At 42.8% G+C, this 15,619-nt stretch carries 8 protein-coding genes; all 8 read left to right on the top strand.

Annotation, left to right across the window (positions count from 1 at the left end; all coding sequences use genetic code 11):
* Entirely contained in the window at window positions 1-3,273 is a 3,273-nt protein-coding gene (locus tag J3P43_RS00635; protein WP_255897828.1) for a SusC/RagA family TonB-linked outer membrane protein, read from the top strand.
* A gap of 17 nt (window positions 3,274-3,290) precedes the next feature.
* On the top strand, window positions 3,291-4,820 hold the full coding sequence (locus J3P43_RS00630) for a RagB/SusD family nutrient uptake outer membrane protein (RefSeq protein ID WP_255897826.1): 1,530 nt from the start codon (window positions 3,291-3,293) through the stop codon (window positions 4,818-4,820).
* 8 nt (window positions 4,821-4,828) lie between these two features.
* Complete coding sequence (locus J3P43_RS00625) at window positions 4,829-6,700, top strand: fasciclin domain-containing protein (RefSeq protein WP_255897825.1); 1,872 nt, start codon at window positions 4,829-4,831, stop codon at window positions 6,698-6,700.
* 64 nt (window positions 6,701-6,764) lie between these two features.
* On the top strand, window positions 6,765-8,444 hold the full coding sequence (locus tag J3P43_RS00620) for a fasciclin domain-containing protein (protein ID WP_255897824.1): 1,680 nt from the start codon (window positions 6,765-6,767) through the stop codon (window positions 8,442-8,444).
* Between the two features lie 30 nt (window positions 8,445-8,474).
* Window positions 8,475-11,672: a SusC/RagA family TonB-linked outer membrane protein gene (locus J3P43_RS00615; protein ID WP_255897823.1), complete on the top strand. Its 3,198-nt coding sequence runs from the start codon at window positions 8,475-8,477 to the stop codon at window positions 11,670-11,672.
* Between the two features lie 50 nt (window positions 11,673-11,722).
* Window positions 11,723-13,468: a RagB/SusD family nutrient uptake outer membrane protein gene (locus J3P43_RS00610; RefSeq protein ID WP_255897821.1), complete on the top strand. Its 1,746-nt coding sequence runs from the start codon at window positions 11,723-11,725 to the stop codon at window positions 13,466-13,468.
* Window positions 13,469-13,573: 105 nt separating this feature from the next.
* On the top strand, window positions 13,574-14,677 hold the full coding sequence (locus tag J3P43_RS00605; protein WP_255897818.1) for an SGBP N-terminal domain-containing protein: 1,104 nt from the start codon (window positions 13,574-13,576) through the stop codon (window positions 14,675-14,677).
* Window positions 14,678-14,932: 255 nt separating this feature from the next.
* Window positions 14,933-15,619, top strand: coding sequence for a response regulator transcription factor (locus J3P43_RS00600; RefSeq protein WP_255897817.1), 687 nt, complete (start codon window positions 14,933-14,935; stop codon window positions 15,617-15,619).

The following is a 15,619-nucleotide window of genomic DNA, read 5'->3' as shown; positions in this document are numbered from 1 at the left end:
ATGAAGCCATATCTAAAAATATTCTGGGTTATAGCAGCTGCTCTATTTATATTTAGTGCCAGTGTTCAGGCTCAGGGTACCCAAAGAATTATTGTGAGGGGTAAAGTAACCGATGCAAAAGATAAAGAAGGCCTTCCAGGGGCTTCGGTAGTTGAGCTAGATAAGGATAAGCGTACGGTAAGGGGAGCTGTTACAGACATAGACGGTAATTACGCTTTGCCTGTTTCTGATCCACGTAATTCGATACAAGTATCTTATATCGGCTACAGAACAGTAGTTCAATCCATTAATAACAGGACGGTTATCAATTTTTCTCTGGTATCTGACAGGCAACTGGATGAAGTGGTTGTTACTGGTAGAGCTGTAGTTTCTTCAGGCACGGGATTAAATGTTAATGCCCGGGATAATACTCATGCTACCGTTACCGTCAACGCCAAGGATCTTGAAGAACTGTCGGCTCAATCTATTGACCAGGCATTACAGGGACGTATGCCGGGGGTAGATTTCGGAGCTACTTCGGGTGACCCTGGTGCCGGCATGTCAATCCGTATACGCGGTACTTCCTCTATTAATGGTTCTGCTGAACCACTGATTATATTAGACGGTATGCCCTATGAAACTCAGATTCCTGATGATTTCAACTTCGGAACTGCTGACGAGCAAGGCTATGCACAACTATTAAACATTGCACCCTCTGATATTAAGGATATTACAGTATTAAAGGATGCGGCATCCACCGCTGTATGGGGTGCCCGAGCAGCAAATGGAGTACTGGTAATTAATACTAAGCGCGGAGTAGTTGGCAGGCCTAGTTTTGCTTATAATATGCGCTTAACCAGGATGAAACAACCAGAAGCAATTCCTTTGCTTAACGGAGATCAGTATTCTAATCTGATCCCTGAGGCCTGGAACAACCGGGGTACCCCACTCAACATTGCAACCAACCAGGAGTTCTTATACGATCCGCAAACTTTAAGTACTTTTTACAACTATAGCGGAAATAATGATTGGATAAACTCCATTACCCAGATCGGCCATACTATAGACCAGAATATTTCGATGCAGGGTGGTGGAGAAAAAGCAAGGTATTATGCTTCGGTTGGCTATCTTAATACCAAGGGTACTACTGTCGGAACGGATCTTAACCGGGTTACTACCAAGGTAAATCTCGATTATTCGGTTTCAAACCGGATCCGCTTCAGGTCGGATTTTATGTATACACATGTTAACAACACGTTAAATTATACTGGTGCTATACGTAATATAGCTTACAGTAAAATGCCAAACATGTCTATTTATGAATACGACGAATATGGTAATATTACGCCGAACTATAATTCACCATTATCTAATATCCAAGGATCTTATATAGATGATCCTAAAGGGTCGCGCCATACATTTAACCCTCTTGCAATGGCTAACGAAGGAAATAGCCGCCTGTATGGTGAGCGTATAACACCTAAGTTCCAATTGCAGTATGACGTTTTGCCCGGACTGTTGCTCTCTACTTTTGATCTTCAATTCGATATCAATAACTCAAAGTCTAAATCGTTCCTTCCCCAAATTGCTACGGGACGCCCGGTTACAGAGACTAATGTTAACAGAACGTCTGATAGTGATGGAGATGCCTTCGCTGTAAATACAAAATTGAACCTTATTTATACGCCGAAACTGGGCGAAAAAATGACCCTGCAGAGTTTGTTGTCTGTGCAGACAGAAGATAACCAGGGGATTAATCAAAATATCTTAACTGCAAATACTGCATCTTCCGCTCTTCGTGATCCCTCAAATCCTGGCAGGACTCAAAATGGTGATTTGAAGCTCGAAGCAGGCGCTGGTCAGCAGCGGACCCTGGGCATTGTTACAACCCATCAGTATATTTTGCTAGACCGCTATATCTTCAACGCAGGCGTACGGCTAGATGGTAATTCACGGTTCGGGAAAGAGAATCGTTATGGACTCTTCCCTTCACTTTCTGCTGCATGGCGTATATCTGGTGAACCGTTTATGCGGGATGCCGCCTGGATTGATGATTTGAGGCTGCGGGCCAGTTATGGACAAAGTGGGAAACAACCGGGTAAGAATTATACATTTTATAATACTTACAGACCAGGCGCTGCTTACGATGGTGTTTCTGGAGTTCTGCCTGACGCTATTGGCCTGGATAATCTAAAATGGGAAACTAACACTGGACGGAACCTTGGTCTAACCCTGGGGGCCTTTAAATCCAGACTTCGAGTGGAGTTCGACGTTTATAGTAACAGAATCGACGACCTTTTCTTTGATGATCTTCAGATCCCTGCCTATACAGGTTATACTAAGCTGTCTGTAAATGTCGGTACGATGACTAATAAGGGATTTGAAGTATTAATCAATACTATTCCTTACCGCTCCAAAAATTTAATGATTGGATTTGATTTTAATATCGCCCAAAATATAAACGTAATTAATACAGTTTCTGAGTACTACCCGCGTACAGACGGTAAAGCCATATCGAATGGAGTTTACAGGTCATACCTTCAGGAAGGCAATCCATTCGGATCGTTTTATGGATTTAGATACAAAGGCGTTTATACTAATGACGATGCTACAATTGCCCGAGACAGGGCAGGTAATCAGATTATTGGCCCTAACGGTCAGGTGAAGTATATGAGATATAATTATCCTTTGAATACTTATGTTTTCAAAGCTGGTGATGCGATATATGAAGACATTAACAAAGATGGTAATATCAACGAGGATGATATTGTTTATCTGGGAAATGGTAACCCTCTGTTTACCGGCGGGTTCGCGCCATCGTTTACATTCAAGGGCAATTTGAAGCTTCAGGGATTCTTTACTTATAAAGTTGGACATGACTTGATTAACACCACATTAATGAATACCACTAATATGTATGGTTACGGAAACCAGAGTACCGTGGTATTGAGAAGGTGGCGTAACCCAGGTGATGTCACAGATGTTCCAAGAGCATTGTATGGCGATGGTTTCAACTGGCTGGGTTCAGACCGCTATGTGTCTGATGCCTCGTTTTTGAGATTGAGGTCAATTACTGCCCGCTATAACCTTGGTAAGAATCTGTCTAACAAACTGAAGGTGAAAAACACCAGCATATTTGTAACCGCAGAGAACCTTGCAACCTGGACGAAATATAAAGGAGTAGATCCGGATGTGTCTGCGAGAGGACCTAACAAACCTTTCAGCTTTATACAGGATGATGCGATGACCCCACCATCCAAAAATATACTGATGGGCTTACAAGTAGGATTCTAACCGATAATTGTACTAAGATGATTAAAAATATAAAACTTAAACTTCTGTTAATGATGATGGTTTTTTCGGCCTCATCATGCAATAAATGGCTTGACTTGAAGCCCCAGGACGGTATTATCCGCGAGGATTTCTGGAAGACCAAGGAGCAGCTCAATTCCGCTGTAATCGGAGCATACTCTACGTTGTTGCCTGCCGGTACTTCAGGAAACCCGGGATTGGTATGGCGGATGCTGGTGTGGGGCGAACTTAGGGCGGATATGATGGGAGTGGGTATGCTAACGAGTAACAATGAACTTGACTTTTGGTACCATGAAATCCTTCCGAACAGTAACCTGGTTAACTGGGCTTCGTTGTATACCACTATAAACGCGTGTAATACGGTAATTCAGTTTGCTCCCCAGGTCCCCGGGAATGATAACACCCTGAGTCAGGAACAACTTAATGCTTATCTGGCAGAAATGCATGGCTTGCGTGCGATGATGTACTTTTATCTACTTCGTTTGTGGGGTGAAGTACCTTTACAGTTAAAAGCCAGCTCATCCGATTCGCAAATTGAGCAATTACCTAAAAGCTCTAAGGAAGAGGTGTATAAACAAATAGTAGCAGATCTAGATTTTGCAATACAATATGCGCCTGAATCCTATGGTGCGGGAAATCTGAGCAAGGATAAAGGCAGGTTGACGCAGTATTCGGTAAGCGCATTGCAAGCCGATGTTTACCTATGGGGTGAAGAGTATGCTAAATGTATTGAAGCATGTGAAAGGATCGAAAATTCTGGGAAGTTCGGACTGATTGATGGTTCCGATCCGATAAACTGGTTCCGTACACTCTATGTTGATGGTAATTCGGTAGAAGGAATTTTTGAGATCCAGTTTGACCGGCAGACTACCAATCCGTGGTTTGCGGTACTTGCAGGAGATACTTACAGATATTCAGCCCAAATAGTACGCATGGATGCGATTTTCGGTATACCAGATCCCGCTACCCCGACTGTTCAGGATATACGTGCAAACGGCGGCTCTTATAGTTTGGGTGCTGGAGGAAAGCTATGGAAGCATGCCGGTACCTCGTATGAAGGGACAGGACTTGTTAGCGCCAACACTTCAGATAAGAACTGGATAGTTTACCGATATGCGGATGTTTTATTAATGAAAGCTGAAGCGCTTGCGTGGACAAACAGGGGACAAGAAGCATTGGATATTGTGAATGTTATTCGTAACAGGGCTGGTGCATTGGCTATTACCGCCGAACCTGCTGACCCAAGTTCTGCATACGAAGTTTCTGACTATATTTTGAATGAACGTGCGCGTGAGTTTGCTTTTGAGGGCAAGCGGTGGTTTGATCTGTTGAGACATGCTAAGCGTAATAATTATGAGCGAAAGGCTCAGGTGCTTATTGATGCGGTAGCTGCAGTGGCTCCGAGTGACAGGATTGAAGCGATTACTAATAAGCTACGCGATTACCGGAGTCATTATTTACCAATCGCGACATCGGAACTACAGGCGGATAAGCTGCTGGAGCAAAACCCATTTTATAAAACCAATTAAAATATTTTATGAAAAAGATTAATATACATCGGATCTCAGTACTCGCATTATGCGTAATGATCCTGGCTATGGTTGGTTGCAAAAAAGAACCGTTTGTATCAACAACCAGTAGTCAAGTTAATATTACCGGGTACCTGGAGAAGGATCCTGAAAAATTTTCAGAATGGACTAAAATATTGGAGATAACCGGAAATTCTGGTTTTCTGCAGGCCTACGGTGACTATACCATGTTCGCGCCAACAAACGAAGGTGTCAAAAGATATCTTGCAGACATGGGCAAAACCTCTGTCGAGCAATTGGATGTTGAAGAGTTAAGACGTGTGGTACGTTTCCATTTACTTGAGGATACAATCAGCTCAAGACAGTTTGGAGATGGTAAACTAAATACATTAACAATGCTAGGGCAGTATCTGATTACAGGATCTTCAAACTCAGGTACATCCGGACAGACAAATGTCGTTATTAACCGTCAGGCCAATGTAGATCTGTTTAATGTGCGTTTGGGTAACGGTTACCTTCATGTTATAGATAACGTATTGAGACCTGCAAAGTTGACGGTAGCAGAAATGTTAAAGGCTAACCCTGCTGAGTTTTCGATATTTACTGAGGCATTGGAGGCTACGGGTTTATACAATGCTCTTAATATTTCGCCTGTAGACAATCCAAAGCCAGACGAGCGGTTCCTTACTGTAATCGCAGAACCTAATTCAGTTCTGCAGGCCGCAAATATCCTCTCTTTTGAAGATCTGAAGACTAAATATAATTCAGGTAACCCTGACCTGAAAAATCCTGAGAACGGAGTTTATAAATATCTGGCTTACCATATTCTTCTTGGTGCCAAGTATCTTGCGGATATCGCTTCTGCACAATCTCACATCACTCTTACGTATCCGGAAATAGTGCAGGCAAAGTTTCGCAACCGCGAGATTATACTTGATGATATGGAGTTTAATGGAAACTACGAACCAGGCGTCCAGATCGTTAAAGCAAAAAGTGATGTTTCGGCGATTAACGGGGTGTTGCACACAGTTGGACCATATCAGTATAACCATACCTATACTAACGGGAATGGGGATGTTGTTACCGCTCAAGGTACCACTAATGGTCACTTTGCTATAAAAGTACGCGTGCCCTTCCCGGTTTACTGGGATGTTGCAGATATGCCGGAAACAAGAAACTCTGGATTTTTCAGAACGGGAGGAAGCACGAATCCTCCAGCGTTTAGGAAGACTTCCGCGACGGCTCCAAGTCCTGTAAAAGGCTGGGATTGGCCTAAAACAGGGGACGGATTTACGTATCAAAACGGTGTAAGCGGTGGTCAGAGCGCTGGTCATGCTTGGGTGTTCAGAGATTACTTGAATTTATTTTTGGGAAATGTGGCGTCTAATGCCCGTCAGCCCTGGATTGATATGAAAACTCCGGTGATAGTACGCGGGGAGTATTATGTATGGGTGTGCTGGAGAAGAAAAAACCAGTCCGGGACATGGCCCGCATCAGATGGAACTACTGCAAGGGTAAGGATTGATGGGGGGGACCCTTCGCCTAAGACCTTTGCATTTGCAGAACCAATTCCTTTTGGCGATACCAAAACGTTAGAACAAATGGGCTGGAAGTTTTATACTTCAACAGGTAATCCGGCCAACCCGTGGGATAAAATTGCATTTCCTTATAATCAACCTTGGCAGGCTAAGAACCTTGGCTTAATGAAAATTGAAACCACCGGCGAGCATACGCTAAGGATGGAGGCAATCAGAAACAGCCAGAACGCGAATAACCTGGATATGATTCATTTTATTCCGAAAGACTGGCCGTCGCAAATTTTACCAAGGTTCAGACCTGATGGAACTCCAGACTTTACTGATTACCCGGGAACACATTAAGATAGCATACAATTTCCTGCGGGTGAGGCCCCGCGGAACTTTAAAGGATTTTAAATTTAAAAACATGAATTTATTGAAACAAAAGATACTATTGCTTTTAATGTGCACTGCAGTTATGAGTTCCTGTGAAAAGAAATGGGATGATCATACCGCGGTAACCGAGCCTAATTTCTCTTCTCAATTACTTGACAGGATCAATTCAAATCCCGACCTGAGCAAATTTGCCGAGTACCTTGTACAAACAAATTACGATGATACTCTGGGCACCGGGAAAGCGTATACCGTATGGGCTCCAACTAATGCAGCTTTGCAGGCCCTTGACCCTGAGGTAATAAATACTCAAGCCAAGCTTGAATTATTCGTTGCAAATCATATATCGAACCTCTCATTTTTGACAGCTTCAGCCAAGAATGGCATGGTGCGGGTTAAGACCTTAAATAAAAAGAGCGTAAGTTTTACGCCTACCACGGTAGACGGATCGGTGATGACGAGTAAAGACCTATATCTGGGGAATGGGGTACTTCACATAATAAGTACAGCAATCACACCTAAGCCAAGTGCCTGGCAGTTGGTGATGTCGACAAACTCGTTGCAAAAACAAGAGCTGGAAACTATTACTTTCACCAGGTATGACCCGGCAAGAGCCGAAGTTACGGGGATTGATCCGCTAACCGGAAAGCCAATACTTAAACCGGGGACAGGCTTTTATACCCAGAACAGATTTTTGCAGCGCCAATTTTCCGATCGGCCGTCAGCGGCGGAGTCTGCCTTGCGTCAGTCTGACATCAGTCACGAAGATTCCACGTTTACGTATATTCTTTTAACAGATGCTGCATTTACTGCGGAAAAGGCCAAGCTAAGAAAGTACTTTGAAACGAGCAATGCAGATACTACGGACAGCCTTACCGGATTTAATGTAATTAAAGACCTTGCTTTTAAAGGCTTTCTTGATAAGGATAACTTTCCTGCTTCTGTGCTATCTGTTGGCGACAGTGTAAGGTTCCACCTTGACAAAAATGCTGTTGTGGAGACCCATCAGGTAAGCAACGGTGTGGTGTATGTTATGAGTAGTATTAATTATGACTTAGGGAGCGGAACTTATGATAAGTACACTAAAATAAAGCCTATCATTATTGAGGGTGAATCCATTAATAATACGGTAAATACTGCAGATCAGAATCTTAGTATGGTTAAAGCAACAAACGGAACCTTTGAAAAGCGCTCAAGAAGGAATCCCGACGGAAGCTTTTACACGTTTTTATACAGGGTAGGCCATGCGCAGAATATAAATTTCTCGAGGTATCGCCCTAACGAGGTTCATAAGGTTAAGTATAAAGTTTACTGGAGGGTTCCAAAAGATTTTAATATAGTGCCTGCAGCAAAAGCCAGCCCGCTGGTGGCGGGTTCAACGATAGTTTTTTCTCAGATGCGTTTCGCTATTGGTAATCCTCTGGTAGAAACTCCGGGATTCCCCTATGTAATGCATGGTGTTCTGCCGGTTCTGGATCCGGCTACGAATGCTCACCAGATTGATCCAATTTCGGGTAAGTATTTATATAAAACAGATTACGACGAGAAATACCTCGGAGAATTTACTGCCTCCCGCTACTATTCGAGAAGCATTGATCCATTTCAAGATGAGTTAAAGCGTACGCTGGCTATATATCAGGTTGGCGCGGCATCCACAACTGCTCCTCTAAACGACATGTATCTGGATTATATTAAACTAGTGCCGGTACCCTGATTAAATGATTAGTTTTAAAATACCTGAATTATGCATATAAATAGAACAATAATTAAGCGGTTACTCTTCCTGAGCCTGTTTGTAGCTGCAACCGCTGCAAATACTTACGCCAGGCAGGATTCCCTGAATGCCGTTTTAGATACTACTAAAAGTGTCAATACCGGCACACAGCGGGTAACCGGAACGATCACAGATGCTGCTACCGGCAAGCCACTTGATGGTATAAGTATCAGTGTACCGGGGTACTCTGCAGCAATCACGAATGCGGACGGTACATTCCGCGTTTCTGTACCCGATTATAACACCTACCTTGTAATTTCCGGTTCAGGTTTTAATACAAAGGAAATTGCATTGAGGGGCCGTAATTCGGTGTCAGCGGTTTTATACGAGGACACATTTACGTCTCAGTATGATGCAGTAACTCTCCCAAATAGCCGAAAGTTGTTTAATACAACGGTGGGTGCGGTTAAGACGTTGAACATATCAGACAGCTGGCAAAGGATATCAGAGAGTCCGGATACTTACCTACAGGGCCGTGTAGCGGGCTTGAACGCTATCAGACGTTCGGGAACCCAGGGTATCGGAGCAAGTGTATTTTTAAGAGGGGTTAACTCTTTATTTACGAGCAATCAGCCCCTCTATATAATAGACGGAATTTACTATGATACGGGTGATTATGGCGGTTCTTTGATATCGGGGCATGTCGAAAACCCATTGGCTAATATCGATCTGAAAGATATTGATAATATCACAGTGATAAAGGATGCAACGGCGTCTATTTATGGTACTCGTGCTGCCAATGGCGTCGTTTTGATTACAACAGCCCGCGCTAAAGAGCAAGCGACTAAAATTGATTTTGCAGCTTATGGTGGATTTAACTCGTCGGCGTCAAAATTACCTGTATTGGATGCTCAAAGCTACCGGTCTTATTTAACAGATGCTCTTGGCGATTTTTATTTAAGGCAAGGATTTTCTCCTGCACAGTCGCAAACTATCATACAGTCCAGGCCTTATATGCAGGCTTCTCCTTCTTATAGTTACAATACAAGCTGGCAAGACCAGGTTCTCAGGAATAGTTACAATCAAAACTACTACATGAAAGTAACAGGTGGAGATAATATCGCCACGTATGGTTTAGCGGTAGGTTACCTTAAGAATGAAGGTATTACCAATATGACCGATATGATAAGATATCAGACCCGCTTTAATGCCGACTTAAACCTGTCGACCAAGTTCAAAGGGAATGCAAATCTGTCGTTTGTGTCTAATCAGCAAAATTTGAGAGATCAGGGAATTGCTGTTAATACAAATCCTATCTATCTCGCACTCGCTAAAGCGCCTATTCTTTCTCCTAATGTTACTTCGGAAGACGGCTCTCTATCCCCGGTGTATTCTGATGTGGATGCCTTTCAAATAAGTAACCCGGTTGTAGCAGTAAATGATATGATTGGCATAAACAGGAATTACCGCTTCATGGGCTCAATCGGATTTACTTATCAGTTCAATAAAAATCTTAGTTTACAGAACATTACAGGCGTAACCTTCAGTAAGGTTCGTGAGAATATGTTCATTCCTGAAAATGGAATCGTTGCTGACACCCTAAGCAGGGCTGTAGCCAGAAACCGTTCCGGAAGCAACGTTGAGCGTCTCTATTCTTTATTTAACGATGTCCGTCTGGGATATAATAAGACATTCAACAATGTTCATGCACTCTCTTCAAATCTGGGGTTCAGGTTTGACGATAATAAAAGTGAATCAGATTTTGGCTTGGGATATAATGCGGCTACAGATGATTATGTAACTGTTGGAAACGGGCAGTCTGCTCTCAGACAGGTCAGCGGAAGTAACGGATTATGGCGTACAGCGAATTTATACCTCAACTCCGACTACGGTTTCAGACATAAGTATTTCTTGTCATTAAATGTGGCTTTAGATGGTTCATCTCGTTTTGGACGGGATATTCCAAATGCGACAACGTTCAATGGAAATAAGATCGCTGTAATGCCCTCTATAGCGGCAGGCTGGCTGGTTTCTTCTGAGTCGTTTATGGCTAATGCCAATTTTGTAGATGTATTAAAACTAAGAGCTAGTTTCGGTTCGGTAGGGAACAATGACATCGGCAATTACACTGCCCGTCAATACTACAGCGCACAAAACCTGTTCGGTCTTCAGGGTCTGGTAAGAGGAAATATTCCTAACACTGCCTTAAAGTGGGAGACTGTTGAAAAACTAAACCTCGGATTGGATGCATCTTTATTCAAAGAGCGTTTTAACGTGAGTTTTGATGTGTTCAGGAACAGAACTTTCGACATGCTGATTCAGGAAGAAGTTTCTCCATTAACCGGGTTCGATTTTGCATATTCCAATAACGGCGGAATGCGCACCACCGGTGCAGAACTAGGTATGACGGCACGTTTACTTGGAAAAAAAGTAAGATGGGATATGGGACTGAACATATCCAGGTTTAAAAATGAGATAACCAGGATTCCTGGAGACAGATTATTGACTCAATATGCCGGGGCAACGATACTTACCCAAAAAGGTATGGCTAGCAATTTGTTCTACGGCTATAAAACCAATGGCGTTTATACTACAGACGCTGAAGCCGCAGCAGCCCCGCAAAGCCGTCGCGAGAACGGTGTTATTGTGCCGTTTACAGCTGGCGATGTGAGATTTGTTGACAGTAAAGATGATGGATTTATTGACGCTGACGACAGACAAGTTATTGGTGATCCGAATCCTGATTTTACCGGAATGTTGAGCAATACTGTAGGATGGAAGAGATTTTCCTTTGATGCAATGTTAACATTCTCGGTAGGAAACGACGTATATAATTACACACGAAGAAGGCTTGAATCAATGAATGGCTTTGAAAATCAGACACCTTATGTATTGAATCGCTGGAGATATGAAGGACAGGAAACTAATGTACCAAAAGCGTCACTTGGCGACCCTGCGGAAAACTCGCGTTTTTCGGACCGCTGGATAGAAGATGGTTCATACTTGCGTCTGCGCACGGTTTCTGTTACCTATGATCTGCCGTTGAGAACACAATCTCTGAAGTACACCAAAGTGTACCTCAGCGGGAATAATGTGTTCACGATCAGTAAATATTTAGGATATGATCCCGAATTCAGTGCTACCGGAAGTATCTTCTCGCAGGGAATAGATGTAGGGCTTGAACCGCAGTTCAGAACTATTCAATTAGGAATCAGAGTAGGTTTATAAGAAATTAAGCTTGAAATATGAAAATTAGCAATAAAAGAGTTTTTAGAGGAATGATGTTACTCTTGCTGGGCATGAGCACCTTTTCCTGCCAAAAGACATTTGATCTGTTGCCAGAGGATGCACTGGATTACTCTCAGGCATATCAGAATGTTTTTGATGCCGATGCCGCGGTTCTTGGGCTGTATGGGAAAGTGACGAGAATAGCAGACAAATACCTTGTGTTGAATGAGCTGCGAGCAGATCTGGAAGACGTAACTCCTCAGGCGGATAACTATCTCAGGGAGATAAACGATCATAATGTATCTGCCAGTAATCCCTGGGCAAATCCAAGGCCGTATTACGAAATCATTATTAATTGTAATGACGTGATGCACAACTTTGATTTGATGCTTGCAAACAAAAGACTGTTGCAGGCGGATTACAATATCAGGTATTCTGAGGTAGCTGCCCTACGCACATGGTTATATCTACAACTAGGGATACATTACGGAACCGTTCCTTATATCACAGATCCGTTGCAGTCTATTGAAGCTGCCAAAGACGAGTCAAAATATCCTAAGTTAAGTTTTGATGAGCTACTAACCAAGCTGATCGATGTGATGCAGGGCTTACCGACGTTAACACGGATACCTGCAGGTACTTCCTTGTTATTGCCGATAGACGGTTATGCTCCTGCCAAAATATTTATTAATAAAGAGCAGCTGATGGGAGATTTATATTTGTGGAAAGGCAATTACCCTCAGGCAAGCCATTATTATAAAAAATTATTTAATTATAATGGAGGAGATCCGGTTCAAAATAACGACGCTTATGCAGCATTAACCCTTGGTTCGAACGGCTCGGATTTGTCTACTGCAGGATCAAGCTGGAACAAGATATTTACCCAGGGATTTGGCGAGCGTGTTCAGAACAACGAGATAATTAACCAGATCCCTTTCGACAGGAACTTTGCCCCGGTTAATCCTTTTATAAAATTATATGCACCTAACAGCTACCTTATCAAACCTTCAGATAAAGCTATCCAAAATTGGCGTAACCAAACCAGGACTGACGGTTCTCCATCTGATAATGCCCGTGGCGAGGGCGTGAGCTATACCAGGGTAGGTACCAATACTTATATCAAAAAAATTATCCCCAACTACAATCCTGTAAATCAATTTGAAACTACCGGAAAGTGGATCATAAGCCGCGGGGGCGATCTTACGTTAAAATTTGCAGAATCTGCAAATCGCGACGGACGAGACAGCTTGGCGTATGCGTTTGTGAATTCTAGAATTAGAGATGTGTATGCCAGAGTGGTTGCGCCATCTGTTGTTAATAAAACAAACGAGATGCAAAGCTTCGATTCTAATCCGGATTATTATTTCGATGCAAGATTCGGTGATTCTCCTAACTATAGAAGATTATGGTCATATCAACTGGGTGTGCGCCTACGCGCCAACCTGGCAGAAACAAAAGTTGATTCTTCACAGTTTTTCGATATGAGCGTTCCAGGAGTGAAGTCATACATCAACTATCACAAGCCATTTTTGCCGGGTAAGGAGGCTGCATTCAGGACAGCAATGGAAGACATCATGATTGCAGAGTGGGCATTGGAATCAGCATTCGAAGGGCATCGCTGGCCGACGCTTATTCGTCATGCACTTAGAAGGGAAAAAGAAACACCCGGAAGTGGCCGTGCTTTTCTTAGAGATGTTATTGCAGATAAATTTATTGCTGCGGGTAAACCCGTGCCTGCCGGCGTTAATGCATTGGGTACCGATGTAAAAAACTGGTACTTGCCGTTTAATTTTTAGGGAAACCTGTAACACGCAATTGGAGCTGTTGGATACTATTTTTGTATCCAACAGTTTTGTTGTTTATACTGAAGCTCATTGCGTTTTATTACCTGAAAAACTGATATGCCGAGAAATCTGATATACTGTCTACTGTACACTCTCATTTTCGTTAGCTGTAAGGAAACACCGGTACAGCAGCCGGCCGGCAACGAAATCATCTCTCTTGTTTTTAATAAGGGAACTGTAAGTGCGCTGAACGCAGAGAGGAAGGAGGTGGTAGTTGATATTGCCGATTTTATTGACAGAAGGGCGTTAATAGCGATATTTCAATTGTCGGAAGGCGCAATAGCCACTGTAAATGGTGTACGGCAGTATAGCAGCGATACCCCTAATGACTTTACAAATCCGGTAACTTACAGAATTACGTCTTCTGATGGAAGAAGTGCGGACTGGACAGTAAGAATGCAATCAAACAACCGCCGGATTGGTTTGGGAAACGTAGTTACAGAAGAGAAACGCTTAGTAAAAGAATATGAATGGTATGTGGCCCAGGATGGTACAGGAAGCGGATCTAAAGTTAACGGTGCGTTTGCTTGTGTTGCTATGGCGCTGAAATGGGTAGATATCTTTAAGTATAATAGTATTGATGTGGCCTCTATGCGTGGTACCGGGCCCGCCGGGCCGGTGGACCCCGAAGCCGTGGATCGTCAGTTTACCAGCAGGAATATTTTTTTTAAGTTGATTACTCTCAGTAAAGACCCCCTGGATGTGACCGAGCATATCGACAGAGGCAATTTAGTGATTCTCCTGACTGATTTTTCGGTTATCCCATATAATGAGCTGGAGCAGCAATATACCAACCGCTTTTATCCTTTGTTAGATAAAACCATTTCCACCACCGGCCATTGGATTTTGGTGAAAGGATACAAGAAGGTTGATGGAATATTGTATTATGAAACGTACGATCCTTTTTCAAAATCGGAAGTGTATGACAACGGCGAGCCCAAGGGGCGCAACCGTTATTATGCCGCTACCTATGTTACAAACGGACTGTTCAGGGCGAATGGATGGCCCTATGCGTTCGTTATCGATAAAAGGCAAGCCGTTTCGACAGAGATACTGCGTAACGAGGTGTATTTGCCATATTATAAACCACCTTTTCCGGATCCGAAGGACGGCTATATTCCTAAGTTGGGTACATTGGTTAGTATAGCTTTTGGTTATTGATTTTTCGTTAGAGTAGTCCTTTGGATAATTTGATCAAAAGAATCGGTTGCTACATTGTTGATATACAGACAATAATAGGAAGTGGCCGTAGCGACACGGATATCACAGGTTGCTAAATAATAATTAATTTTGCTAAATTATCAGCCTTAGCTTCAGCTATTGTCTAATCTTTATTTGTGAAAGCCATTTTGGGGAAAGTAATATCGTTAATTAGCGGTCAACTTTGAGAGGTAAGAATAATTTAATGAGTGGTTTATGTCTGATATAAGAATCCTGCTTTTGGAAGATGACAACACGATGGCTTCAGAGATAAAGCTCTTTTTAAACAACCAGGGCTATGAATGCGATATCGTGACTGATGGTCTCGGCTTTTTCAAGGCGGATCTGGGAAGTTATAACCTCTTTTTACTCGATATTAATGTACCGGAATATAATGGCATGCAAGTATGTCGTAAATTAAGAGAGACGGACAAACAGACTCCTGTATTAATGCTCACGGCTTATGGAGCTGTTTCTGATAAAGTAGAAGCCCTTGAATTCGGTGCAGATGATTATCTGGTTAAGCCCTTTCATTTCGATGAGTTAAATGCAAGGATCCGAGCTTTATTACGAAGAGGTGCTGGTCTGGATAAAGGCGACCTGATATATAAAATAGCAGATCTGGTGGTCAATGCTACGCAGATGACTGTTTATCGCGATGGCAAAAACATAGCTCTTACTCCAAAGGAGTACAAATTGCTCGAGGTGTTAGCCGAATCGAATGGAAGAATAGTGTCCAAGCAAGTTATTGCATCGCGGGTATGGGACTCCAACTTCGAAACAGGGACTAATACCATTGAAGTCTATATCAATTTTTTAAGGGCTAAGATCGATAAAGATTTTCATCCGAAGCTCATTCATACCCGCCCGGGATATGGATATTTTCTAAAGCATATAGATTAG

It is taken from the genome of Paradesertivirga mongoliensis, from assembly GCF_024436395.1.
In the GTDB taxonomy this organism is placed as follows: Bacteria; Bacteroidota; Bacteroidia; order Sphingobacteriales; family Sphingobacteriaceae; genus Paradesertivirga; species Paradesertivirga mongoliensis.
The sequence above is the reverse complement of the archived record's forward strand: the minus strand, read 5'-3'. Positions and strand labels throughout refer to the sequence as shown.